General features: G+C 39.9%; 28 protein-coding genes and 1 pseudogene. 27 read left to right on the top strand and 2 right to left on the bottom strand.

From position 1 onward, the window contains the following. The 17 genes and pseudogenes from PCY08_RS08205 (at position 1) to PCY08_RS08125 (ending at position 13,120) form a co-directional block, all read left to right on the top strand. Positions 1-400: pseudogene (locus tag PCY08_RS08205) on the top strand (DUF948 domain-containing protein). After that, entirely contained in the window at positions 400-795 is a 396-nt protein-coding gene (locus PCY08_RS08200) for a YtxH domain-containing protein (RefSeq protein ID WP_301560024.1), read from the top strand. Before PCY08_RS08205 ends, PCY08_RS08200 begins: the two are co-directional and overlap by 1 nt. 85 nt (positions 796-880) lie before the next feature. After that, the gene (gene hemW / locus PCY08_RS08195) at positions 881-2,011 is read left to right on the top strand and encodes a radical SAM family heme chaperone HemW (protein WP_301560023.1); all 1,131 of its coding nucleotides are present in this window, start codon (positions 881-883) and stop codon (positions 2,009-2,011) included. A 4-nt stretch (positions 2,012-2,015) separates the two neighbouring features. Next, positions 2,016-2,753 (top strand): acyl-[acyl-carrier-protein] thioesterase, encoded by a 738-nt coding sequence (locus tag PCY08_RS08190; protein ID WP_049526984.1) that lies wholly within the window; start codon positions 2,016-2,018, stop codon positions 2,751-2,753. 10 nt (positions 2,754-2,763) lie between these two features. Beyond that, positions 2,764-3,537 (top strand): TIGR01457 family HAD-type hydrolase, encoded by a 774-nt coding sequence (locus PCY08_RS08185; protein WP_301560022.1) that lies wholly within the window; start codon positions 2,764-2,766, stop codon positions 3,535-3,537. Continuing rightward, positions 3,527-4,150: a TIGR01906 family membrane protein gene (locus PCY08_RS08180; protein ID WP_301560021.1), complete on the top strand. Its 624-nt coding sequence runs from the start codon at positions 3,527-3,529 to the stop codon at positions 4,148-4,150. The genes PCY08_RS08185 and PCY08_RS08180 overlap by 11 nt, the downstream gene beginning before the upstream one ends. 210 nt (positions 4,151-4,360) lie before the next feature. Continuing rightward, positions 4,361-4,762, top strand: a complete 402-nt coding sequence (locus PCY08_RS08175) for a Spx/MgsR family RNA polymerase-binding regulatory protein (protein WP_000631256.1) — start codon at positions 4,361-4,363, stop codon at positions 4,760-4,762. Next, positions 4,763-5,041 carry a UPF0223 family protein gene (locus tag PCY08_RS08170; RefSeq protein WP_301560020.1) on the top strand — a complete coding sequence of 93 codons (279 nt, stop codon included), beginning with the start codon at positions 4,763-4,765 and terminating at the stop codon, positions 5,039-5,041. Continuing rightward, entirely contained in the window at positions 5,031-5,798 is a 768-nt protein-coding gene (locus PCY08_RS08165; protein WP_049548254.1) for an inositol monophosphatase family protein, read from the top strand. The genes PCY08_RS08170 and PCY08_RS08165 overlap by 11 nt, the downstream gene beginning before the upstream one ends. Positions 5,799-5,804: 6 nt before the next feature. Next, positions 5,805-7,118, top strand: coding sequence for an RsmF rRNA methyltransferase first C-terminal domain-containing protein (locus PCY08_RS08160; RefSeq protein ID WP_301560019.1), 1,314 nt, complete (start codon positions 5,805-5,807; stop codon positions 7,116-7,118). 109 nt (positions 7,119-7,227) lie between these two features. Beyond that, positions 7,228-8,106 carry a phosphate ABC transporter substrate-binding protein PstS gene (locus PCY08_RS08155; RefSeq protein ID WP_301560018.1) on the top strand — a complete coding sequence of 293 codons (879 nt, stop codon included), beginning with the start codon at positions 7,228-7,230 and terminating at the stop codon, positions 8,104-8,106. Next, positions 8,106-9,023, top strand: coding sequence for a phosphate ABC transporter permease subunit PstC (gene pstC, locus PCY08_RS08150; protein WP_045763363.1), 918 nt, complete (start codon positions 8,106-8,108; stop codon positions 9,021-9,023). The genes PCY08_RS08155 and pstC overlap by 1 nt, the downstream gene beginning before the upstream one ends. Further along, positions 9,013-9,897: a phosphate ABC transporter permease PstA gene (gene pstA, locus PCY08_RS08145; RefSeq protein ID WP_045763362.1), complete on the top strand. Its 885-nt coding sequence runs from the start codon at positions 9,013-9,015 to the stop codon at positions 9,895-9,897. Before pstC ends, pstA begins: the two co-directional genes overlap by 11 nt. Positions 9,898-9,907: 10 nt before the next feature. Then, positions 9,908-10,711, top strand: a complete 804-nt coding sequence (pstB, locus tag PCY08_RS08140) for a phosphate ABC transporter ATP-binding protein PstB (protein ID WP_049526970.1) — start codon at positions 9,908-9,910, stop codon at positions 10,709-10,711. 12 nt (positions 10,712-10,723) lie between these two features. Then, positions 10,724-11,482 (top strand): phosphate ABC transporter ATP-binding protein PstB, encoded by a 759-nt coding sequence (pstB, locus tag PCY08_RS08135; protein ID WP_045763360.1) that lies wholly within the window; start codon positions 10,724-10,726, stop codon positions 11,480-11,482. 11 nt (positions 11,483-11,493) lie between these two features. Further along, complete coding sequence (gene phoU, locus PCY08_RS08130; protein ID WP_301560017.1) at positions 11,494-12,147, top strand: phosphate signaling complex protein PhoU; 654 nt, start codon at positions 11,494-11,496, stop codon at positions 12,145-12,147. Positions 12,148-12,304: 157 nt separating this feature from the next. Beyond that, positions 12,305-13,120: an ABC transporter substrate-binding protein gene (locus PCY08_RS08125; RefSeq protein WP_045763358.1), complete on the top strand. Its 816-nt coding sequence runs from the start codon at positions 12,305-12,307 to the stop codon at positions 13,118-13,120. Between the two features lie 19 nt (positions 13,121-13,139). Here the strand turns inward: PCY08_RS08125 and PCY08_RS08120 are convergent, their stop codons facing one another. Then, positions 13,140-14,414 carry a PLP-dependent aminotransferase family protein gene (locus PCY08_RS08120; RefSeq protein WP_045763357.1) on the bottom strand — a complete coding sequence of 425 codons (1,275 nt, stop codon included), beginning with the start codon at positions 14,412-14,414 and terminating at the stop codon, positions 13,140-13,142. Between the two features lie 330 nt (positions 14,415-14,744). Here PCY08_RS08120 and budA point away from each other — a divergent pair, with 330 nt between their 5' ends. From budA to PCY08_RS08100, 4 genes are all read left to right on the top strand, one after another. Beyond that, positions 14,745-15,473, top strand: coding sequence for an acetolactate decarboxylase (gene budA / locus PCY08_RS08115; protein WP_045763355.1), 729 nt, complete (start codon positions 14,745-14,747; stop codon positions 15,471-15,473). A gap of 12 nt (positions 15,474-15,485) precedes the next feature. Next, a complete protein-coding gene (locus PCY08_RS08110) occupies positions 15,486-16,241 on the top strand; it encodes a YhfC family intramembrane metalloprotease (protein WP_045763354.1) in 756 nt (251 codons plus the stop codon). Between the two features lie 346 nt (positions 16,242-16,587). Then, on the top strand, positions 16,588-17,400 hold the full coding sequence (locus PCY08_RS08105; RefSeq protein ID WP_045763353.1) for a Cof-type HAD-IIB family hydrolase: 813 nt from the start codon (positions 16,588-16,590) through the stop codon (positions 17,398-17,400). A 43-nt stretch (positions 17,401-17,443) separates the two neighbouring features. After that, positions 17,444-18,376: a LacI family DNA-binding transcriptional regulator gene (locus tag PCY08_RS08100; RefSeq protein ID WP_045763352.1), complete on the top strand. Its 933-nt coding sequence runs from the start codon at positions 17,444-17,446 to the stop codon at positions 18,374-18,376. A gap of 24 nt (positions 18,377-18,400) precedes the next feature. On the opposite strand, the gene PCY08_RS08095 is transcribed toward PCY08_RS08100, so the two are convergent. Next, complete coding sequence (locus PCY08_RS08095) at positions 18,401-19,609, bottom strand: hypothetical protein (protein WP_045763351.1); 1,209 nt, start codon at positions 19,607-19,609, stop codon at positions 18,401-18,403. 99 nt (positions 19,610-19,708) lie between these two features. Here PCY08_RS08095 and PCY08_RS08090 point away from each other — a divergent pair, with 99 nt between their 5' ends. From PCY08_RS08090 to PCY08_RS08065, 6 genes are all read left to right on the top strand, one after another. Continuing rightward, on the top strand, positions 19,709-20,530 hold the full coding sequence (locus PCY08_RS08090) for an AraC family transcriptional regulator (protein ID WP_045763350.1): 822 nt from the start codon (positions 19,709-19,711) through the stop codon (positions 20,528-20,530). 219 nt (positions 20,531-20,749) lie between these two features. Then, positions 20,750-21,655: a UDP-N-acetylmuramate dehydrogenase gene (murB, locus tag PCY08_RS08085; protein WP_045763349.1), complete on the top strand. Its 906-nt coding sequence runs from the start codon at positions 20,750-20,752 to the stop codon at positions 21,653-21,655. Between the two features lie 161 nt (positions 21,656-21,816). Continuing rightward, positions 21,817-22,974, top strand: a complete 1,158-nt coding sequence (locus PCY08_RS08080) for an ABC transporter ATP-binding protein (protein WP_045763348.1) — start codon at positions 21,817-21,819, stop codon at positions 22,972-22,974. Then, positions 22,955-23,761: an ABC transporter permease gene (locus PCY08_RS08075; protein WP_000754116.1), complete on the top strand. Its 807-nt coding sequence runs from the start codon at positions 22,955-22,957 to the stop codon at positions 23,759-23,761. Before PCY08_RS08080 ends, PCY08_RS08075 begins: the two co-directional genes overlap by 20 nt. After that, positions 23,758-24,531, top strand: coding sequence for an ABC transporter permease (locus PCY08_RS08070; protein WP_045763347.1), 774 nt, complete (start codon positions 23,758-23,760; stop codon positions 24,529-24,531). Before PCY08_RS08075 ends, PCY08_RS08070 begins: the two co-directional genes overlap by 4 nt. Further along, complete coding sequence (locus PCY08_RS08065; protein ID WP_049508863.1) at positions 24,528-25,598, top strand: ABC transporter substrate-binding protein; 1,071 nt, start codon at positions 24,528-24,530, stop codon at positions 25,596-25,598. Before PCY08_RS08070 ends, PCY08_RS08065 begins: the two co-directional genes overlap by 4 nt. Positions 25,599-25,677 lie beyond the last annotated feature (79 nt).

The raw sequence follows: 25,677 nt of genomic DNA, 5'->3' as shown, positions 1-25,677 counted from the left end.
ATGTTAGAAGTGGCTTATATTATTGTAGCGATTGCCTTGGTTGTCTTTTTAGTTTATCTGATTATTACTCTTCAAAAAGTTGGTCGTGTAATTGATGAAACTGAAAAAACTGTTAAAACTTTAACATCAGATGTAGATGTAACTCTTCATCAAACAAATGAATTGCTTACAAAGGTCAACGTTCTTGTTGATGATATCAATGTCAAAGTTGCTACAATTGATCCCCTCTTTACAGCTGTTGCAGACCTTTCTGTTTCTGTTTCTGACCTAAATGAGCAAGCACGTGTTTTGAGTAAAAAGGCCTCATCTGCTGGATCAAAAACTATAAAAACTGGTGCAGGTTTGTCTGCTATTCGTGTTGCAAGTAAATTTTTTAAAAAATAAAAAAGGAGTTGACTAATGGGAAAACTATCATCTATCCTTTTAGGAACTGTTTCAGGTGTTGCAGCTGCCTTGTTTCTAACTAGTGACAAAGGAAAACAAGTTAGAAGCCAAGCACAAGAATTTTTAGAAGATCTAAAAGAAGATCCTGAGTATGCGAAAGAGCAGGTTTGTGAAAAATTAACGGATGTCAAAGAACAAACCAAAGAATTCGTTCTTAAAACAAAAGAGCAGATTGAATCTGGGGAAATTACTCTTGACACTGTCTTAGATAAAGCAAAATACCATGCTCAACAAGCGACTGAAGCTTCAAAAGAAACCTTGAATCATTTCAAATCACAACTAGAAGAAAAAGTAGTTGTGGAAGAAAATGGAAATGGCCAAGAAATTGTCATTGAGCTTCAAGAAAACTAACATGGAATCACCATTCTTGACTTTAAAGAAAATCAGGAATGGTGATTTTTTTCTTGAGTGAACTCTTTGTGGTATAATAAATACTATGCAGAAGAAACCGACATCAGCCTACGTGCACATACCATTTTGCACACAGATTTGTTATTATTGTGACTTTTCCAAGGTCTTTATTAAAAATCAGCCAGTAGACAGCTATCTAGAGCATCTACTGCAAGAATTTCATTCTTATGACATTCAAAAATTGCGTACACTCTATATTGGTGGTGGTACACCGACAGCCTTGTCTGCTTCTCAATTGGAAGTTTTGTTAGATGGATTGACTAAAAATTTGGACTTATCAATGTTGGAAGAGTTGACCATTGAGGCCAATCCTGGTGATCTGGATGCTGATAAGATTGCTGTTCTGCAAAATTCTGCAGTTAATCGTGTTTCACTAGGTGTTCAGACCTTTGATGATAAAATGCTGAAAAAGATTGGGCGTAGTCATACGGAAAAGGATATTTATGAAAATATAGATCGCCTCAAACTTGCTGGTTTTGACAATATTTCCATTGACTTAATTTACGCACTTCCTGGTCAGACTATGGAACAAGTTAAGGACAATGTCGCTAAGGCTATCGCTTTGGACATTCCCCACATGAGCCTCTATAGTTTGATTTTAGAAAATCATACGGTCTTTATGAATCGTATGAGACGAGGGAAATTACCACTTCCAAAGGAAGAATTAGAAGCAGAGATGTTTGAGTATATCATTGCAGAGCTAGAAAGAGCTGGATTTGAGCATTATGAGATTTCTAACTTTTCTAAGCAAGGATTTGAAAGTCGTCACAATCTTATGTACTGGGACAATGCTGAGTATTATGGAATCGGTGCTGGTGCGTCTGGCTATGTAGACGGTGTTCGCTATAAAAATCATGGGCCTATTCGCCATTATTTAAAGGCGGTAGAAGAGGGAAGTGCTCGTATCAATGAAGAACACTTGAGTCAAAGGGAGCAAATGGAAGAAGAGATGTTTCTCGGCCTTCGCAAGAAGTCAGGAGTTTCCATGGCACGCTTTGAAGAAAAATTCGAACGGTCTTTCCAGGAACTTTATGGAGATATTGTCAAAGACTTGATTCAACAAGGTCTTATGCAGCTTGATGGCGATCATGTTCGTATGACTAAGAGAGGGCTCTTCTTAGGTGATACAGTAGCAGAACGATTTATATTGGAGTAAAATTATGGGCTTAACTTATCAAATGAAGATGAAAATTCCTTTTGATATGGCTGATATGAATGGCCATATCAAGCTACCAGATGTGATCTTGTTGTCCCTCCAGGTCTCAGGGATGCAGTCAATTGAACTGGGAGTGAGTGATAAGGATGTTTTAGAACAGTATAATCTGGTCTGGATTATCACGGATTATGATATCGATGTGGTTCGTTTGCCTCGTTTTGCTGAGGAAATCACCATTGAAACAGAAGCTTTAACTTATAATCGTCTATTTTGCTACCGCCGATTTACGATTTATGATGAAGATGGTCAAGAAATCATTCATATGGTAGCTACCTTTGTCCTTATGGATCGTGAGAGTCGAAAGGTTCATCCTGTAGTATCAGAAATTGTCGCTCCTTACCAATCTGAGTTTTCTAAGAAACTGGTCCGTGGGCCAAAATATACAGAGCTGGAAGAAGCGATAAGCAAGGACTACCACGTTCGTTTCTATGACTTAGATATGAATGGTCACGTCAATAACAGCAAATACCTAGACTGGATTTTTGAGGTCATGGGAGCCGATTTTCTTACTAACCATATTCCCAAAAAAATTAACCTCAAATATGTCAAGGAAGTTCGACCAGGCGGAATGATTACTTCTAGTTATGAATTGAATGAACTAGAAAGCAATCACCAAGTCTCAAGTGATGGCGACATCAATGCTCAAGCAAAGATAACTTGGCAAGAAATTAACAAATATTAGAAAGAAAGATATGACTTATAAAGGATATTTAATTGATTTAGACGGAACGATCTATAAGGGAAAAGACAGAATCCCAGCTGGTGAAGCTTTTGTCCATGAGTTACAAAAAAGAGAGATTCCTTATCTTTTTGTGACAAACAACACCACTCGTACACCTGAAAGTGTTCAAGAGATGCTAGCCAATCAGTTTAACATCGAAACGCCTGTATCGACCATCTATACTGCAACCTTAGCAACTATCGACTACATGAACGATCTAGGACTTGATAAGACAGTCTATGTGATTGGAGAAGCAGGGCTCAAGGAAGCCATTCAAGCAGCTGGTTATGTTGAAGATAAAGAAAACCCAGCCTATGTTGTTGTTGGTTTGGACTGGCAAGTAGACTATGAAAAATTTGCTACGGCAACCCTAGCTATCCATAGAGGTGCTCATTTTATCGGTACCAACCCAGATTTGAATATTCCAACAGAACGTGGACTTTTACCTGGTGCTGGTTCACTGATTACTCTTCTAGAAGCAGCAACTCGCGTAAAACCAGTTTATATTGGAAAACCTAATGCGATTATTATGGATAAGGCTGTTGAACACCTAGGACTTGAGCGCCAAGAAATTGTCATGGTAGGGGATAACTACCTGACTGATATTCGAGCTGGTATTGACAATGGCATTCCTAGCCTTTTGGTAACGACAGGATTTACAAAACCTGAAGAAGTAGCAGACTTGCCAATTGCACCAACTCATGTCCTTTCAAGTCTAGCGGAGTGGAATTTCGATGAAAACTAAGTTTACTTTTGTAGGAAGTATTCTCTTTCTCCTCTCGGTTGCTATTTTATTGACCATTTACCTAGCTTGGTTGGTCTATCCTCAGGAAATTTCTTGGTTAAACTTGACAAATCGTGTTCATCTGCAACCTCAGACCATCCAGCATAATTTTAATGTTTTGATGGATTATTTGACCAATCCATTAAATCAAGCATTGGGAATGCCAGATTTTCCTTCATCAGCTTCTGGCATCCATCATTTTGCAGTTGTGAAGGGACTCTTCCATCTAGCGCAAGGAGTAGCGATAGTTACCTTACCGATTTTCTATCTTTTTTGGAAGCAGGTCATTCAGAAAGGATTTCTATCTCTATACCGTAGAGGTCTCTTAATCATGCTCTCGTTACCTTTGGTTCTTGGTTTAATTGGAGTTTTCATTGGATTTGAGCAGTTCTTTACTTTGTTTCATCAAATTCTTTTTGTAGGTGATGATACCTGGTTGTTTGATCCAGCAAAAGATCCTGTCATTCTCATCCTACCAGAGAACTTTTTCCTCCATGCCTTTCTCCTATTTTTCTGCTTGTATGAATTGATTTTTGGATTTATGTACCTCCAGAGTCGAAAAACAAATAGATAAGTGAAGAAAAGTATTACTGATTCAAAATAAAATGTAGGAAGAAACTATCGTTTGTAACATGAATATTTCTATATTTAAGCAAAACATTCATATGTGATTCTAAAAAACCTATTTTTCTTGAAAAAGTAGGTTTTTTTACGGAAATAACTAGTCAAGCGCTTTATTTTTTTGTATAATAGAAATAGAAAAGTATGTAAAGAAGAGGAAAGCATGATTACACTATTTTTATCACCGAGTTGTACATCATGTCGTAAAGCAAAGGCCTGGCTCGAGAAGCATAAAGTGCCCTTCCAAGAGCATAATATTATGACCAGCCCTTTAACGAGAAAAGAACTGCAACACATTCTTTCCTTGACCGAAAATGGTACTGATGACATCATCTCGACTCGTTCAAAGATTTTTCAAAAATTGAATATTGATGTAGAGAGTATCTCAGTATCGGAGTTGCTTCATTTAATTGAGCAGTATCCAAGTCTTTTGCGTCGTCCGATTATTATTGATGCCAAGCGGATGCAAATCGGTTTTAATGAAGATGAGATTCGTGCTTTTCTCCCTCGTAGTTACCGTAAACAAGAACTGAAAGAAGCTACATTGAGAGCTGGTATTAATTAGATGAATAAACAGTATAGTTACCCACTAGATTTGTCGTGGAGCACTGAAGAACTTGCTTCAGTGCTTTCTTTTTTTAATGATGTTGAAGCAGCCTATGAGACTAAGGTAGAAGCAAAGAAACTACTAGATTCCTACAAGGGATTCAAATCGGTTGTTCCAAGCAAGAGTGAAGAGAAACGCTTGGGCCGTGAATTTGAATCTGCGAGTGGTTATTCCTTCTATCGAGTTGTCCAATTAGCTAAAGAACAAGGGGAAGGGAAGATTTCGCTTGGAAAATAAATTTGTGTTTGCCAAAGAGATTGTCAAGGAAGCAGGAGACTATATTCTAGCTCACATGCAGGAAGAATTGCATATTGAGAGAAAATCATCTCCTACAGACTTGGTGACTCGTTTGGACAAGGAAGTTCAGAATTTTTTGGTTGATAGGATTCGTTCGCATTATCCTGATGACCAATTTTGTGCAGAAGAGGGCTGTCTGCGTGCTTCAGTTGGATATGGATCTGTTTGGGTCATTGATCCCATTGATGGTACTAACAACTTTGTCGCACAAGGTGAAGATTTCGCCATTATGGTAGCGTATTTTGAAAACGGTGTGGGTCAGTTTGGGATCATTTATGATGTCATGAAAGGTCATTGTTACCATGGAGGAGGTGCTTTTCAGGCCTGTCTCAATGAAGAACTCTTGCCGAACTTTAAGGATAAGCCCTTGCGTGATTTTCTAATTGCGAGTAATGCTGGTATGTTGGAAACAAACGCTTGGGGTGTAGCAGAATTGGCTAATGCTTCACTTGGTGTGCGAATATATGGAAGTGCAGCTATCAGCTTTTCAAAAATCCTCTCAGGTCAGCTATTGACCTATATCACCTACCTCCAACCTTGGGACTATGCTGCAGCTAGTATCATAGGAGAAAGTTTAGGGTATCAGATTGTAACCTTAACTGGAGAACCGGTGGATTTTCAGACACGACAACCAATTATGATGGTTCCAACTGACAAGTTGGCAGAAATCCAATCCTATATCTATGAAAGGAAATAAACTTACATGCAATTTCCAGAAGGATTTGTAAAAAAATATGAAGCAATATTGGGAGATGAGGCAAGAGCTTTTCTTGCCTCTTTTGATGATGAGGCAGTTTCCGCTTTTCGCATCAATCCCTTAAAAGAAAGCCAAGTTTCTTTTTCAGATGCTATTCCAAATACACCCTGGGGTTATTATGGCAAGGTTTCAGGGAAATCACCTGAGCATGTAACAGGTTTGGTATATTCCCAAGAACCTGCTGCACAAATGGTTGCACAAGTAGCTCAACCAAAACCAGGTATGAAGGTCTTGGACTTGGCAGCGGCTCCCGGTGGTAAATCCACTCAACTGGCAGCCTATCTTGCAGGAGAAGGTCTTCTTATTTCCAATGAAATTTCTAGCAAGCGAGCAAAGATTTTGGTTGAAAATATGGAACGGTTTGGAGCTTCAAATGTAGTTGTGACCAATGAATCTGCCGATCGTTTGGCTAAAGTGTTTAAGGGATATTTTGACCTAATTGTTCTAGATGCTCCATGTTCTGGAGAAGGGATGTTCCGAAAACAGCCAGATGCCATGGATTATTGGAGTGTAGAATATCCAAGCCAATGTGCCGACTTGCAGCGTGAAATTCTAGAGGATGCGGTCACCATGTTAGCTGATGGTGGTCGTTTGGTCTATTCGACTTGTACATGGGCTCCAGAAGAAAACGAAGAAATTGTCAAATGGTTATTGGATAGTTATGATTTTGAATTGATTCCAATCGAACCTATCAATGGGATGGTACCTGGAATTGAAATACCTGAGACAGCTAGAATGTACCCACATCACTTTAAGGGAGAGGGCCAGTTTGTTGCCCATTTGCAATTTCGAGGGGAAAATAAAGCCTCTAAGTTCAAGCCTTCAAAGACTAATCTCAGTCGCGAACAGTTGAGTTTATGGCAAGATTTTGAAAAAAAACACCTAAAGATTAATTTGCAAGGTATTTTACAGACTTTTGGTGACCAACTGTACCTCTTACCAGAAGTCCTACCAGATTTGGGTAAACTTAGGATTGCACGAAACGGACTTCATCTTGGAACCTTTAAGAAAAAACGTTTTGAACCAAGTTTTGCTCTTGGTTTAGCCTTAAAACCAAGCCAAGTCAAACAATCAATTGAAATTCATCAAGAAGACTTCGTTAAATACGTGGCCGGTGAGACAGTTCAATTGTCTGAAGCTTTGCCAAATGGCTGGTATCAAGTTTTGGTTGGTGGGAATGGTTTAGGTTTTGCAAAAGTGACTGGAAATACCTTGAAGAACTATTTCCCTAAGGGCTTGAGGTTTAAGGTAAAAAACTAGTCAAAATCAGTATTCTATGTTATAGTGGAAGTATGGATTTTTCCTGAAAACAATAGAAAATAAGGGCGAAATTCCAAGCTATTCATCATTATTTTCAAGGAGACAAATAGTGAAAAAAATTAAAAAACTCACCCTCTTTCTTGCAACCTTTTTACTTGCTGGTTCACTAGCAGGGTGTGCAAGTTGGATTGATCGTGGGGAGTCAATGACGGCTGTTGGCTCAACTGCCCTCCAACCTTTAGTCGAGGCGGCAGCAGATGAATTTGCATCAGCTCATATCGGTAAAACGGTCAATGTTCAAGGTGGAGGTTCTGGTACAGGACTATCGCAGGTTCAATCAGGAGCAGTAGATGTCGGAAACTCGGATGTATTTGCTGAGGAAAAAGACGGTATTGATGCTTCAGCCTTGGTCGATCATAAGGTAGCTGTTGCAGGTTTGGCTGTTATTATCAATAAAGAAGTAGATGTTGATAATCTAACGACAGATCAACTCCGACAAATCTTCACAGGAGAAATTACTAACTGGAAAGAAGTCGGCGGGAAAGATTTAGCTATCTCTATAATCAACCGTGCGGCTAGTTCAGGTTCTCGTGCAACCTTTGATAGTGTGATCATGAATGGTCAATCAGCAATGCAAAGTCAGGAACAGGATTCAAACGGGATGGTCAAATCAATCGTTTCTCAAACCCCTGGAGCTATTTCCTACCTAGCATTTGCATATGTTGATGATTCAGTTGGGACAATCAAACTCAATGGTTATGAACCAATTTCAGAGAATGTAACCACGAATAATTGGCCTTTGTGGTCTTATGAACATATGTATACACTTGGTGAGCCAAATGAATTGGTTGCCGAATTCTTAAACTTTGTTCTTTCAGACGAAGCTCAGAACGGAATCGTTAAAGGAATGGGCTATATTTCTGTTAAGGAAATGAAGGTTGAAAAAGATGCTGCAGGGACTGTAACAGCGCTAGAAGGGAGTCAATAATGAACCAAGAAGAATTATCTAAAAAATTGCTCTCTCCGTCAAAGAACTCTCGTCTTGAGAAATTAGGGAAAAGTCTGACTTTTGCCTGCCTATCTTTGATTGTTATCATTGTGGCTATGATTTTAATCTTTGTAGCCCAAAAAGGGTTATCTACCTTCTTTGTTAATGGTGTGAATATCTTTGATTTCCTCTTTGGTGCAACTTGGAATCCATCAGGTAAACAGTTTGGCGCCCTTCCAATGATTTTAGGTTCCTTTATCGTTACCATCCTATCTGCTCTCATCGCAACACCATTTGCAATTGGTGCGGCCGTCTTTATGACAGAAGTATCACCAAAAGGGGCAAAGATTTTACAACCTGCTATTGAACTCCTAGTTGGGATTCCTTCAGTAGTTTATGGATTTATCGGTTTGCAGGTCGTGGTACCATTTGTACGTAGTGTCTTTGGTGGAACAGGATTTGGTATTTTATCGGGGATTTTCGTTCTCTTTGTAATGATCTTGCCGACTGTAACCTTTATGACAACTGATAGCCTACGTGCGGTTCCTCGTCACTATCGTGAAGCAAGTTTAGCCATGGGAGCGACTCGTTGGCAAACCATCTGGCGTGTAACCTTGAAGGCTGCTCGTTCAGGTATTTTTACAGCTGTTGTCTTTGGGATGGCGCGTGCCTTTGGTGAAGCCCTTGCGATTCAGATGGTTGTCGGAAACTCAGCAGTTGTTCCAACTTCATTGACGACACCAGCAGCGACTTTAACATCTGTATTGACCATGGGAATTGGTAATACCGTTATGGGAACTGTTGATAATAATGTTCTTTGGTCACTGGCCCTAGTATTGCTCTTGATGAGTTTGGCCTTTAACAGTGTGATTAAACTGATTACGAAAGAAAGAGGAAAGAAAAACTATGCACGCTAAGAAATTAGATAAACTTGCAACAGCTGTCCTCTATACCATCGCAGGAATCATTGTGACCATTCTTGCTTCCTTGATTCTCTATATCTTGGTTCGAGGCTTACCTCATGTTTCTTGGTCCTTCTTGACTGGAAAATCATCTTCTTACCAAGCAGGTGGAGGTATTGGAATTCAGCTTTATAATTCCTTCTTCCTTTTGGTCATCACCTTGTTCATCTCTGTGCCTTTGTCAATGGGAGCTGGGATTTACTTGGCTGAGTATGCCAAAAAAGGTCGTGTTACCAACTTCGTTCGTACCTGTATTGAGATTTTGTCTTCACTGCCATCAGTCGTAGTCGGTCTCTTTGGTTACCTTATCTTTGTCGTTCAGTTTGAATATGGATTTTCAATTATTTCAGGTGCCTTGGCTTTGACCGTCTTTAACCTTCCACAGATGACGCGTAATGTTGAAGACAGCTTGAAACACGTTCACCATACGCAACGTGAAGCTGGTTTAGCACTTGGACTTTCTCGTTGGGAAACAGTCCTTCATGTCGTTATTCCTGAAGCTCTACCTGGAATCGTTACAGGTGTAGTACTTGCATCAGGTCGTATTTTTGGTGAAGCTGCGGCTCTTATCTACACAGCTGGACAATCAGCACCAGCTCTTGACTGGTCAAACTGGAATGTACTCAGCGTAACCAGTCCAATCTCAATCTTCCGTCAAGCAGAAACCTTGGCCGTCCATATTTGGAAAGTCAACAGTGAAGGAACTATTCCTGATGGAACCCTTGTTTCAGCAGGTTCTGCTGCGGTGCTCCTAATCTTTATTTTAATCTTTAACTTTGGAGCTCGCAAACTCGGAAGCTACCTACACAAGAAATTAACCGCTGCCTAAAGGAGAAGCCATGTCAAAATATAATTGGGATGAAAAGCATATCATTACCTTTCCAGAAGAAAAAGTGGCCCTCTCTACTAAGGATTTACATGTTTACTACGGTAAAAACGAATCCATTAAGGGCGTCGATATGCAATTCGAAAAAAATAAAATTACTGCCTTGATTGGTCCATCAGGATCTGGGAAATCAACCTACCTACGCAGTCTCAATCGTATGAATGATACCATTGATATTGCTAAGGTGACTGGACAGATTCTCTATCAGGGAATCGACGTCAACCGTCCTGAAATCAATGTTTATGAAATGCGTAAACATATTGGAATGGTGTTCCAACGTCCAAATCCATTTGCAAAATCTATTTACCGCAACATCACCTTTGCACATGAACGTGCAGGAGTTAAGGACAAGAAAATCCTTGATGAAATTGTAGAAACCTCTCTTCGTCAGGCTGCCCTCTGGGATCAGGTCAAAGATGACCTTCATAAGTCTGCCTTGATGCTTTCAGGTGGTCAGCAGCAACGTCTCTGCATTGCCCGTGCTATTTCTGTAAAACCAGATATTCTCTTGATGGATGAACCTGCATCAGCCTTAGATCCGATTGCGACAGCTCAACTTGAGGAAACCATGCTTGAGTTGAAGAAGGACTTTACCATTATCATCGTAACTCACAGTATGCAACAGGCTGCGCGTGCTAGTGATTATACAGGATTTTTCTACTTGGGTGACTTAATTGAGTATGATAAGACTGCTAATATTTTCCAAAATGCTAAGTTACAGTCAACCAATGACTATGTAACTGGACACTTTGGTTAGAAAGGGAACAGTATGACAGAACCGATTTTACAGGTTTCAGACCTGTCAGTCTATTACAATAAAAAGAAGGCCTTGAATAGTGTTTCCTTATCATTCCAACCCAAGGAAATTACGGCCCTTATCGGTCCGTCTGGATCTGGGAAATCAACACTTCTAAAGGCTATTAACCGAATGGGTGACCTTAATCCTGAAGTGACGACAACTGGATCAGTGGTTTATAACGGTCACAACATCTATAGCCCTCGTACCGATACAGTTGAATTGCGTAAGGAAATTGGAATGGTATTCCAACAACCCAATCCTTTCCCTATGTCTATCTATGAAAATGTCGTTTATGGCCTCCGCATAAATGGAGAAAAGGATAAGCAGGTCTTAGATGAAGCAGTGGAGAAGGCTTTACAGCGTGCTTCAATCTGGGATGAAGTCAAAGACCGTTTGCATGACTCTGCTATTGGTCTTTCAGGTGGTCAACAACAACGTGTTTGTGTAGCACGCGTATTGGCGACTAGTCCTAAAATCATCCTTTTGGATGAACCAACTTCAGCCTTGGACCCTATTTCTGCTGGTAAGATTGAGGAAACCTTGTATGGTCTAAAAGACAAATACACCATGCTCTTGGTCACTCGTTCTATGCAGCAGGCATCTCGAATCTCTGATAAGACAGGATTTTTCCTCAATGGAGATTTGATTGAATTTAACGATACCAAGGATATGTTCCTCTATCCTCAACATAAGGAGACAGAGGACTACATTTCAGGTAAATTTGGATAAGGAGTGAGAAGATGTTACGATCTCAATTTGAAGAAGATTTAGAGAAATTGCATAATCAGTTTTATGCTATGGGACAAGAAGTTCTTTCCCAAATCAATCGTACCGTACGTGCTTTTGTAACGCATGACCGTGACATGGCTAAAGAAGTTATTGAGGAAGATGCAGAAGTAAACGAATACGAAGTGAAACTTGAAAAGAAATCATTTGAAATGATTGCCCTACAACAGCCAGTTTCACAAGACTTACGTACAGTTTTGACAGTTTTAAAAGCTGTCTCAGACCTAGAACGTATGGGAGACCATGCAGTATCTATCGCAAAAGCAACGATTCGTATGAAGGGTGAGCAACGTATCCCTGCAGTTGAAGAAGAAATTAAAAAAATGGGTCGTGAAGTAAAAAACTTTGTTGAAGCCGCTTTAGAACTTTATTTGAATGGTTCTGTGGATCAAGCCTATGAAGTTGCAACCATGGATGAAAATATCAACCATTACTTTGATAATATTCGAGACCTTGCTACAGAGGAAATCAAGAAGCATCCTGAAGCCATCATCACGGGTCGTGATTATTTCCAAGTTATCTCTTACTTGGAGCGCATTGGTGACTATGCCAAAAATATCTGTGAATGGGTTGTTTACTTTGAAACAGGTAAGATTGTTGAATTGTAAGATTGATTAATTATGCAAAAAAAGGAGCTTGTTAGTAAGTAAAAGCTCCTTTTTTGAAACAAAAATTGAAAATATTTCATAAAAATTTAGAATATGCTTGACAAACAAAGTTTATAGAGTTATAATTATACAAAATTAACAGAGAGGTTGTTTATTTATGAATTTTAAAAAATGGATATTTGTCTTATGTAGTTTTCTTGCAAGCTTCTTTTTAGTAGCTTGCCAATCGTCTAGCTCAAGCTCACAGTCTGCAGTGGAGGCCATCAAGCAAAAAGGGAAATTAGTGGTCGCAACTAGTCCAGACTATGCTCCCTTTGAGTTTCAATCCCTTGTAGATGGTAAGAACCAAGTCGTAGGTGCTGATATTGACATGGCGCAAGCAATCGCTGATGAACTTGGAGTGAAATTGGAAATTTCAAGCATGAGCTTTGATAATGTCTTGACTAGTCTTCAGACAGGTAAGGCTGATTTGGCCATTGCGGGAATCAGTGCAACTGAAGAAAGACAAGAAGTCTTTGATTTCTCAATTCCTTACTATGAAAATAAAATTAGCTTCCTTATCAGAAAGTCAGATCTTGAAAAATACAAGGATTTGGACTCTCTAGCAAGTGCTAATATTGCAGCTCAGAAAGGGACTGTTCCTGAATCTATGGTTAAAGAGCAACTTCCAAAGGCACAGTTGACTTCTTTGACAAACATGGGCGAAGCAGTCAACGAGCTTCAATCTAGTAAAGTAGATGCCGTTCATATGGATGAGCCAGTAGCACTAAGCTATGCTGCTAAGAACTCAGATTTGGCTGTAGCTACAGTAAGCTTGACTATGAAAGAAGGCGAAGCAAATGCCGTAGCTATCAAAAAAGGTAACTCAGATTTGAAAGAAGTAGTTGATAAGGTCATCCAAAAACTGAAAGATGACGGAACTTACCAAACTTATCTTGAAAAAGCTGCTAAGCTAACAGAAGTAGAACAATAAAAAATAACAGAGTTGGATTTCAGTCCAGCTCTGTTTTTAAATAGCTTAATGTTTCTTCAATATTTTCTAGGGGGACTTTTGCAAAGTGATAAGGGCAGTTCGCTAGATAGGAAGATTCAAAGAAGTCGAGTTCTAGAGGACTATGTTTAAGACTAGCGATGCTAGGATAGTTCCTGAGATCAAGCAAAAGCCCATCATGAAGTGGATAGCTTGGTAGGGAAATAGGATAGCTTTGTAAGAGTTGTTGGATGTGCTCCTGACTTTTTTCTTGCAGTGCCAATCGTGCTAGTCTGTTTTTTTCAAAGAGTTGACTATCAATATAGAGTGATAGAGCCTTTTGCATGATAAGGTTGTTGTCATAGTCGAGAATGTTTTTATAGGTTACAAAAGCTTCCTTGATAGTGTTTGGAAGAAGAAGGGCGGTAATCCGAAGGGCAGGAAATAGACTCGTAGAAAAGGACTTGATATAGATGACCAAATCATGCTGGTCCAAATAATGAAAGGTTTGACCCATTTTAGGATCCAAGTCACCCAGGTAGTCATCCTCAACGATATAAATCTGATATTTTGCAGCTAAGTCAAGGATAGCAAGTTTTTCCTCTTCAGAATAAGAATGCCCCAGAGGATAGTGGAAACGGGGAATGGTATAGAAAAACTTAATCTTTCCACTTTTAAAATGCTCCTCAAGTTCTTTCAGGTCGATGCCATCCACCCGACGTTCAATGGTTTGAAAGGGAAGATTTTGAGCTAGTAGCAGCTGGTTCATTCGATGATAGGTCGGTTGTTCGACCAGTATTTCCTGAGCTTGACCTGGAAAATCAATCTGAGAAAGAATAAACAGTGCTTGTTGGGTTCCAGACGTCATGACCAACTGGTCTGCCTTACTATAAATGGCTTGATCAAAGAGCAAAGTCTGAACGGACTGGCGTAATTCTTCTAAGCCTTCTTGGTGTTCATAGTAGTTGTAGAGATAATTTTCTCGTCCAATCAAGCTTTCGTTGACACAAAGACGAAAATCATCATAGGCAGCTGCGTGTTCATCATTGACTGAGATAATTAGATCTTCATGACTGGTTTGTTGCTCCAATACATAATAACCACTTTGAGGTTTGGAGTAGATATATTTCTGGTATCGGAGTTCTAAGAGTGCGCGCTGTATGGTGTCTTTGCTACAGTGAAAATCTTGACTGAGTCTTCGGATAGATGGTAGGCGATTTCCAGTTGGAAATCTACCTGATTCTATCTCATTTTTTAGATAGTGAACGACTTGTTCATACTTGCTTTCTTGCTTCATCCCAGACCTCTCATGATTTTGTTACATTGTACCTTTTTTTTAGAAGTTTGGCAATGTTATACTCTTCGAAAATCTCTTCAAACCGCGTCAACGTCGCCGTGCCGTAGGTATGGTTACTGACTTCGTCAGTTCTATCCACAACCTCAAAACAGTGTTTTGAGCTGACTTCGTCAGTTCTATCCACAATCTCAAAGCAGTGTTTTGAGTAACCTGCGGCTAGTTTCCTAGTTTGCTCTTTGATTTTCATTGAGTATTAAAAGGCAGTCTAGCATTCAATTCTAATCAGAAATGTGATATACTTAGTAAGTAAAATTTTCAAAGAAGAGTGAGATGATAAAGGTGCAAGAACCAGTTAAATTATTCCAATACAATACTTTGGGAGCCTTGATGGCTGGACTTTACGGTGGAACCATGACCGTGGGTGAATTGCTTGAACATGGAAATTTAGGACTAGGAACCCTGGATTCTATCGATGGAGAATTGATTGTCTTAGATGGGAAAGCTTATCAGGCTAAGGGATCAGGTGAGAAACCTGAAATTGTGGAAGTTTCACCAGAAGCTTTGATCCCCTATGCAGCAGTTGTACCCCACCAGGCAGAAGTTATTTTCCGCCAGCGTTTTGAAATGACTGATCAGGAACTTGAAAAACGTATTGAGTCCTATTATGATGGAGAAAATCTATTTCGTTCGATTAAGATTCATGGTGATTTTAAGCATATGCATGTTCGTATGATTCCAAAATCAACAACTGAAACGAAGTTTGCTGAGGTTGCGACGCATCAGCCTGAATATAGCTGTGACAATGTCTCAGGAACTATCGTTGGTTTTTGGACACCTGAAATTTTCCATGGAGTTAGCGTTGCTGGTTATCATTTGCACTTTATCTCAGATGATCTAACCTTTGGTGGCCACGTGATGGACTTTGTCATCAAGGAAGGGATTGTAGAGGTGGGAGCTGTTGACCAGTTGGATCAACGTTTTCCTGTTCAAGACCGTCAGTATCTATTTGCTAAGTTTAATGTTGACGAGATGAAAAAAGATATCGAACAGGCAGAATAAAAGGAGTCAAATATGAAAATTCATGTAATAATAACGATGCTGGCTTTATTTGCCATCCTCATTGCAGCAGTTTGGTATGCAAGAAAGCAATATAAGATTAATTTTGCAGTTTTGGGACTTGGGGCAGTTGCATTTTTTGCTTCTTCTCAAGTCTTGGAAAAAATCGTTCATCTCTTGGTTCTCCACCCACAAAAGGATGGGACAGTTCCACTCATGACGGGAAATCCTCTTCTCTATGTGATTTACGGGATTTGTATGGCTGCTTTGTTTGAAGAAACAGCTCGACTTATTTTCTTTAAATGGTTGGAGAAGAAAAGAACTTTGGAAGATTCAGATGCTCTTGCTTATGGATTGGGGCATGGTGGTTTAGAGTTGATCTATATCGGGATTGCAAGTTTACTCAATCTCTTCATCCTCTTTTCAGCCGTAGAATCTCAAAATCCAAACATCATGCAACTCTTGCCTGAAAGCACGCTTGCTACGATTAACAATCTAGCAGCATGGCAGATTTACCTTTTGGGACTAGAGAGAATCCTAGCCTTGCTTCTTCAAGTCGGCTTGACCTTCTGGGTTTATCAAGCAGTTCGCCAAAAGAAATGGATTTACCTAGTAGCTGCTTATGGTTTACACGCCCTATTTGATTTGGCTCCGAGCCTATCTCAAGTTGGTTGGTTGTCAAATCCACTTCTAGTGGAGGTTATTCTTCTTGTAGAACTTCTGGCTTTTGTCTGGCTGACAAAATCTACATTTTGGAAAAAATCATCATAAAAAGAGGGAAACCTCTTTTTATTGTTCTCTGTTATCTCTGTTATTTGTCTGTTTATTAGCTCTTTGTAATTTTTTTCGCTTACCTAAAATTTAAAGTAGTGACTACTGCAAGCAGATAGGAATTAGTTTTTACAAACTGTGCTTGGACAAGCTGCTTAATGGAAGATATACTATTTACCACCTCAACATCAACTCTGTCAAAGACTACAAAAAAAATAAAATTTATTTCATTTTCCTCTTGACATGGAACGCGTTCCAGAATGTAAAATGGTATCAAAGGTTGGGAATGCGCATTTAAACCGACCTATCACACGCTAGCGGATAAAGAAGAAAAGAGGACAAAATTATGACCATCAAACGTATTTTTTCAGATATGGACGGCACCCTTCTAAATTCTGAGGGCCGCGTTTCTAGCGAGAATAGCAAGGCTATCCGTGATGCCCAAATTCCTTTAACTCTAGTTTCTGCTCGAGCTCCCATGGAAATGCGAGAGGCTATAGAGGAACTCCAGTTGACTGGACCTCAAGTTGCCTTTAACGGCGGTTTGATTTATCAACTTGTGGAGGGGAAAGTCAAACCCCTTCATACAGATATCCTTCCTAGAAAGACAGCACAGACTATTTTACAGGCAGTGCGCAAGCATTTTCCACACATTAGTATCAGCTATTATGATATGACGCACTGGTATTGTGATACAATAGATGAAGGAATTCGTCTAGAACACAGAATCACGCGCCAAAAACCAACACTACAAATCGAGGCTGAGTTTCTTACTGCCAAGGATAATACTTTCAAGATTATGATGATTGCCCTAGAGAATGACAAACTATTAGCTTTGGAGAAATATTTACAATCTTTAGATTTAGGTGAGGTCAGCATTCTTCGATCTGGTCAGTATCATCTGGAAATTACTAGCAAAACTGCTAAAAAATCAAAAGGGATTGCCTATATTCTCAAAAAAGAGGGGCTTGACAAGAGCCAGACTGCTGCCTTTGGTGATGGGCATAATGACATCCCAATGTTCGAAATGGTGGGATTTCCTATCGTCATGGACAATGCATTTCCTGACATCAAAGAGCTAGCTTATAAGGTTACGCGTAGCAATGATGATCACGGTGTCGGCTATGGTATACGTAAGTATCTTAAAAAATTGAACTAATCACGTGTTTGGAGGGCTTCAATCCTCCCATAGAAAGAAAACAATGACAAATATTCGAAAAATTGCCAAACTGAGTGGCTATTCTGTTTCTAGCGTATCACGGGTTATTAATAACCATCCTCATGTTTCAGAGGAAGCTCGCCAGAAAATTTTGCAAATTATGGAGGAATTGGACTATCGTCCCAACATCCTAGCTCAGGAATTAAGTTCGGGTTCGACTCGTAGGGTTGGTGTGGTTATTCCCTACACGACACTCCATCCATATTTCAGTCAGTTACTGAATGGGCTTTTGGATGCAGCCTTGGCTCATAACCACACCCTGCTCATCCTACCTTCGCGATATGATATAGATTTGGAAAAAAATTACCTGGAGCAACTTCGAGGACGGGCCTTCGACAGTCTGATTTTCACCTCTCGCAGTGTTGACATAGAAACCATTGCTTCTTACGCTAAGTATGGCAACATTGTCTGCTGTGAAGAAGTGCAGGAACCCAATCTGAGCAGCGTCTATGTGAACAGGACCCATGCCTGCAAGACAGCCTTCAACTGGATTAAAGACCAGGGGAAAAGCAAGATTGCTTTGCTATTTACCCGAAAAGACTTAAAAAGTTCTACTTATCGTCTAACCATGGAAGCTTATAAGGAAGTCTTTGGTGAGAAAGAGGAACCTCTGATTTTGGACGGAATTTCCACAGGAGAGGATGCTTATGAACAAGGAGACAGCTTGATTAAGCATGATTTAGACTGTATTTTTAGCAATGGAGATGATGTAGCAACTGGTGTAGTTCGTTACTATCAGGAGAAAAATCTTGAATTACCCTTGTTGATTGGCCAAGAGAAGCAATTAACAGGAGAAGTGCTTGGCATTCCTACCATTGATAACAAATCCTACCAACTCGGTCAGGAAAGTTTCAAACAAGCACTCTCGGACGAAAAACGGACCATTATCCTACAATCGGAGTTTATCATACGATGATAAAATAGGCTAAAGCGACAACCGTCACTTGAGACCTATTTTTCTTTTATACAGCATCCGTAAACAAACTAGGATGCAGATGCTTAGGCAGGCAATTAAAACCAGACGATAAGGATCAAACTCTGAGCTAGAACTAGATAGGTGTACCAAGTTGCCAGAGAGATAAAAGACTAGTACACTAACAAGATAGGCAATTCCCTGATAAATATTCCAAATAGTAAAGGGACTGGGGCTAGCTGCCTGGTGTTTGACTAGGGAAATGTAGAGTCCCCATAGAGCTCCGACAGCTCCATTTAACACGCCCCAACCGATGCTCCAAAAAACTGTATAGGATGCAGCATCATGGGGAAGAAAGAATATCAAAAGAATCTCGCATCCCGTCATCACTAACAAGATTGTGAAAAACAAAGAACGTCTTTTCTCAAAACAAGGACCTGCAAGAGCAAGGGCCAGTACATTTCCCAACAGGCTCATACTTGAATACAAAGATACAAGGTTTGCGGATAGGTGCAATACTTGTACCATATAGAGGACATTCATGGTTAAGGTTATATATAAAATCAAGCTATCCAAAAGTAGGATACGTAGATGGTACCAGATTTGTTTTTTCAAAACTTGCCAATCCATCCGCCCTGTTTCTTGGTGATTTTGAAACAAATGATAGTCAGTCTGTAACTGTTTCAAAAGGATAAACTGCAAGATTAGACTAACAAGTGCAATTCCCAGTAGGCAACGATAATGGAATGAAGTCAGCTCCTTTCCGATACAAAAGGAAATAAGGAGAGTATAAAAGCTAGTTACCAGCTGAAATAAACCTAAGTGACTGAGAAATTTTGCACGGGATTTTTCTTCTGTTACCAATAGTATCAAAGGATTCCAAGCCAGTCCAAAGCCTAGCTCCACGGTTATCTGATACAGAACTAGAAAAACAGTGTAGATAGAAAAAGTCACTCTTTCATAGGGAATTACCACTAATATTGCTATCAAACACAGCTTAGACAGTACACTCCACCGCATTAAGTCAAGGAGATTTTTCCTTCGCATCAGATAAGACAAGGGAATGCGGACAAGGGCAATAATGGGCAGCATGGTAATCAGCCAGCTATTTTGCAAATCACTAAACCCTAAAATCTGACTCATAAAAAGAATCATGAAGTCACCTGTGATGGTGATAGAGATAATTTGATTACTGAGGCTGAGCCCTACTATACTAGATTTATACGATTTTTTCATACGTTCTCCTTTCTTGGCCCATTATAAACCAACGTTTATCGCTTTTCTAGAAGTTCATGATGAAGAAATATGCACTTATGTTGCAAGGAGAAAGTATTTATGAAACTTTGGAACTATTTTAAAGAATCATCCAAGGAATTTTATTTAGAAGAATGTGGAATTGATGATTATTCTAACTTTCCGTTTTACGATTATACTGTTTTTCAGGATTTTGTCATTCACTGGATTTGCGAAGGGAAAGGTTACTTGGAAGTTGATGGTCAAACCTATTCTTTGGAGAAAAATGATGGTTTTATCCTAAAAAAAGGACAAAAAGTGCGCTATTGGGCTAATCAAGAAGATCCTTGGACAACCTATTGGTTGGGATTTTCTGGTGAAAAACTGACCGAATACCTCCACAACACACGAGTCTTTTCTGAGCCTGTTTGTCATTTTTGTAGTCATTTTCAAAGTAGGAGAATCATTGAAGACATTTGTCACAAAACGGCAGAAAATAAGCAAAAGGAAAGCTGGTACCGGATGCAAGTTTTTACCTTCCTCTACTATCTGCAGGAAGAATTTCCAGCTGAAATGCCACTGAGCATTATTCAACTCCCTGTCGAGAAAGCTGCACAAATTTTGTTACAGCAGTATGCACAAGATATCTCTATTCAGGACTTGGCATCCCAAGTCGGACTCAGTCGTAGCACCTTGTTTCGTCAATTTAAGAAACATTACCATAAATCTCCTCAGCAATTTCTCCTTGAAACCCGTCTGCTAAAGGCAAGAACTCTCCTAACTGATACAGATTTGTCTATAAAAGAAATTACCATGGAAGTTGGATATCAGGATCAGCTAGTCTTTTCAAAGGCTTTTAAGAATTTTTTCTCTATAAGTCCTAAATTTTATCGTCAAGGCTGGGAAAATCATCCAACTGATTAGAATACATTCTATTTAGGATAGTCTTATTGATTTCTTCAAATTCAGATAGATTCAATATAAAAAATCTTTTTTTAAACTGCATCCCAAAAGTTAGACAGTATACATCTAATTCTTGGGGTGTTTTTATTCACATCAATCATTTGAAAAAGCTAACCAAATCATCGAAAAATAGAGCTAAAAATGGTATAATGGAATGAATTTTATAAAAGGATTAGAAAAATGACCGTATTAGATAAACTAAAAGAAACCTTAGAAGGAATCGATATTCGATTCGATGAACCGCTAAAAACTTATACCTATACTAAAGTTGGAGGGAAGGCAGATTATTTAGTATTTCCTCGTAATCGCTACGAGATGGCTCGTGTGGTAAAATTTGCCAATCAGGAAAACATTCCTTGGATGGTTCTTGGAAATGCAAGTAACATTATCGTCCGTGAAGGTGGAGTACGTGGTTTTGTAATCATGTGTGACAAGCTTAATAACGTTTCTGTTGATGGCTATACCATCGAGGCAGAAGCTGGAGCTAACTTGATTGAAACCACTCGTATTGCACTCCGTCATAGCTTGACTGGTTTTGAGTTTGCTTGTGGAATTCCAGGAAGCGTCGGTGGTGCAGTCTTTATGAATGCTGGCGCCTATGGTGGTGAGATTGCTCATGTTCTCCAGTCTTGTCAAATCTTGACTAAGGAAGGTGAAATCGAAACCTTGTCTGCTAAAGACTTGGCCTTTGGTTATCGTCATTCAGCCATTCAAGCATCAGGAGCAGTTGTCCTATCTGCTAAGTTTGCCTTAGCTCCAGGTAATCACCAAGTTATCAAACAAGAAATGGATCGATTGACCCACCTTCGTGAACTCAAGCAACCTTTAGAGTATCCTTCTTGTGGTTCAGTCTTTAAACGTCCAGTGGGTCATTTTGCTGGACAATTGATTGCAGAAGCTGGTTTGAAGGGTTATCGTATCGGTGGCGTCGAAGTTTCAGAAAAGCATGCAGGCTTTATGGTCAACATAGCTGATGGAACTGCCAGAGATTATGAAGACTTGATTGAGTCTGTCATTGAAAAGGTTAAAGAACACTCAGGTGTTACTCTCGAGCGAGAAGTTCGTATCTTGGGTGAACATGAGTAAATACTATAAATAGCTTTGCTGCTACTAACAAGAATGTAGAGGGGGTAAAAGCCTATCGGTAGCGAAGATGCATGCAGGAGGCCTAACTCCCTGCAAGAGGTAGTGGTGGCCTGACAGAGCCCTGATCTGTTAATCTATGAAAAAGAAGGAATTTATGCCAATTGAAAAAACCAATTATCGAATTCAAAAACGTTTCTAAAGTTTTTGAAGATAGCAACACAAAGGTTCTCAAAGATATTAATTTTGAGTTGGAAGAAGGGAAGTTCTACACACTATTAGGAGCATCTGGTTCAGGTAAATCAACCATTCTCAATATCATCGCTGGTTTGTTAGACGCAACGACTGGAGATATTTTACTGGATGGCGTGCGAATCAATGATATCCCGACCAATAAGCGCGATGTTCATACAGTCTTCCAATCTTACGCCTTGTTTCCGCATATGAATGTCTTCGAAAATGTTGCCTTTCCATTGCGTTTGCGTAAGGTCGATAAAAAAGAAATCGAACAACGTGTATTAGAAGTTCTCAAGATGGTACAGTTGGAAGGTTTCGAAAAACGTTCCATCCGTAAACTTTCTGGAGGACAACGCCAGCGTGTAGCAATTGCGCGTGCGATTATCAACCAACCACGAGTGGTCCTCTTGGATGAACCTTTGTCAGCCTTGGACTTGAAATTGCGAACAGATATGCAGTACGAACTGCGTGAATTGCAACAGCGATTGGGCATTACCTTTGTTTTTGTTACCCATGATCAAGAAGAAGCCTTAGCTATGAGTGACTGGATTTTCGTTATGAATGACGGTGAAATTGTTCAGTCAGGAACACCAGTTGACATCTACGATGAGCCAATCAACCACTTTGTTGCAACCTTTATCGGTGAATCAAACATCTTGCCAGGAACCATGATTGAGGATTACTTGGTCGAATTTAACGGCAAACGCTTTGAAGCGGTCGATGGTGGGATGAAGCCAAATGAACCGGTTGAAGTCGTGATTCGTCCAGAAGACTTGCGCATTACCCTTCCAGAAGAAGGAAAACTTCAAGTGAAGGTCGATACTCAGCTCTTTCGTGGGGTTCACTATGAGATTATCGCCTATGATGAACTCGGCAATGAATGGATGATTCACTCAACTCGTAAGGCCATTGTTGGTGAAGAAATCGGTCTGGACTTTGAACCAGAAGACATCCACATCATGCGTCTCAATGAAACAGAAGAAGAGTTCGATGCTCGTATCGAAGAGTACGTAGAAATCGAAGAGCAAGAAGCAGGTTTGATCAACGCTATCGAGGAGGAAAGAGATGAAGAAAACAACCTCTAAACTCTTTGTAGTGCCCTACATGCTTTGGATTGCACTCTTTGTATTGGCACCCTTGGTCTTGATTTTTGGACAATCCTTTTTCAACATCGAAGGCCAGTTCAGTTTAGAAAACTATAAATCCTATTTTGCGTCACAAAACTTGACCTATCTCAAAATGAGCTTTAACTCAGTTCTCTATGCTGGGATTGTAACTCTAGTGACGCTACTTATCAGCTATCCAACAGCTCTCTTCTTGACTCGTCTCAAGCACCGTCAACTATGGCTTATGCTGATCATTTTGCCAACTTGGATCAACCTATTGCTTAAGGCCTATGCCTTTATCGGGATTTTTGGGCAAAATGGCTCTATCAACCAATTCTTAGAATTTATCGGAATCGGTTCTCAGCAGTTGCTCTTTACGGATTTCTCATTTATTTTTGTCGCAAGCTATATCGAGCTTCCATTTATGATTTTGCCTATCTTCAATGTTTTAGATGATATGGATAATAATCTCATTAATGCCAGCTATGACCTCGGTGCGACCAAATGGGAGACTTTCCGCCATGTCATCTTCCCTCTTTCTATGAATGGAGTACGAAGTGGTGTCCAATCTGTCTTTATCCCGAGTTTAAGTCTCTTTATGTTGACCCGTTTGATTGGAGGGAACCGAGTGATCACCTTGGGGACTGCCATCGAGCAGAACTTCCTGACAAACGATAATTACGGTATGGGTTCAACTATTGGTGTTGTTCTTATCCTGACCATGTTTATCACCATGTGGGTGACTAAGGAAAGGAGAGAACGATGAAAAAATTATCAAATCTTTACCTAGCCTTTGTCTTTATCGTCCTCTATCTGCCAATCTTTTACTTGATTGGTTATGCCTTCAATGCTGGGGATGATATGAATAGCTTTACAGGCTTTAGTTTGTCTCACTTTGAAACCATGTTTGGCGATGGGAGACTCATGCTAATCTTGGTTCAGACCTTTTTACTAGCCTTCCTATCAGCCCTGATTGCGACTGTTATTGGGACTTTCGGTGCTATCTACATCTACCAATCACGTAAAAAATATCAAGAAGCCTTCCTATCACTCAATAACATTTTGATGGTTGCACCAGACGTTATGATTGGTGCTAGTTTCTTGATTCTCTTTACACAACTCAAGTTTTCACTTGGATTTTTGACAGTTCTGTCTAGTCATGTGGCCTTCTCCATTCCAATCGTAGTGCTTATGGTCTTGCCTCGATTGAAAGAGATGAATGGGGATATGATCCATGCGGCCTATGACCTTGGAGCTAGCCAGTTCCAGATGTTTAAGGAAATTATGCTTCCTTACCTAACACCGTCTATCATTGCAGGTTACTTCATGGCTTTCACCTATTCCCTAGATGACTTTGCCGTGACCTTCTTTGTAACGGGGAATGGCTTTTCAACCCTCTCAGTCGAGATCTACTCTCGGGCTCGTAAGGGAATTTCGCTGGAAATCAATGCTCTTTCAGCCTTGGTCTTTCTCTTTAGTATTATCCTAGTTGTCGGATATTACTTTATTTCACGTGAGAAGGAGGAGCAAGCATGAAACGACTCTATTCATTTTTAGCAGGAATTTTAGCGATTATCCTTGTCTTATGGGGAATTTCTTATCATCTTGACAGTAAAATCAATAGCCGTGATAGTCAAAAATTGGTTATCTACAACTGGGGAGACTATATCGCCCCTGAACTTCTGGAAAAATTTACAGAAGAAACAGGAATCCAAGTCCAGTATGAGACCTTTGACTCCAACGAAGCCATGTACACGAAAATCAAGCAGGGTGGAACGACTTATGATATTGCCATCCCAAGTGAGTACATGATTAACAAAATGAAGGACGAAGACCTTCTAGTTCCACTGGATTATAGTAAGATTGAGGGCATTGAGAATATCGGTCCAGAGTTTCTCAATCAGTCCTTTGATCCCAACAACCAGTACTCTATCCCATACTTCTGGGGGACCTTGGGAATTGTCTACAATGAAACTATGGTGGAAGAAGCGCCTGAACATTGGGACGACCTTTGGAAGCCAGAGTATAAGAACTCCATTATGCTTTTTGATGGGGCGCGTGAAGTACTTGGTTTAGGTCTTAACTCACTAGGCTATAGCCTCAACTCTAAAGATCCACAGCAGTTGGAAGAAACGGTAGATAAGCTCTATAAGCTAACACCGAATATCAAGGCTATTGTTGCCGATGAGATGAAGGGTTACATGATTCAGAATAATGCTGCCATCGGTGTGACCTTCTCTGGTGAAGCTAGTCAGATGCTAGAGAAAAATGAAAATCTTCGCTATGTCGTTCCGACAGAGGCCAGCAACCTTTGGTTTGACAATATGGTTATTCCCAAAACAGTCAAGAACCAGGATGCAGCCTATGCCTTCATCAACTTCATGTTGAAACCCGAAAATGCTCTCAAAAATGCAGAGTATGTCGGCTATTCAACACCAAACAATGCTGCTAAGGAAATGCTCCCTGAGGAGACCAAAGAGGACAAGTCTTTCTATCCAGACGCAGACACTATGAAACACCTAGAAGTTTATGAGAAATTTGACCATAAATGGACAGGAATCTATAGCGACCTCTTCCTACAATTTAAAATGTATCGGAAGTAGGAGTTAGCAGTCACGAAACGAATCAGTAACAGCTGGTTCGTTTTTTGAATAGTTGTATAGCTTTATATTTTTACTATCC

It is taken from the genome of Streptococcus sp. SO4 (assembly GCF_030440055.1).
In the GTDB taxonomy this organism is placed as follows: Bacteria; Bacillota; Bacilli; order Lactobacillales; family Streptococcaceae; genus Streptococcus; species Streptococcus nidrosiense.
Note: the sequence above shows the minus strand (reverse complement) of the source record. Positions and strands in the feature narration are given on the sequence as shown.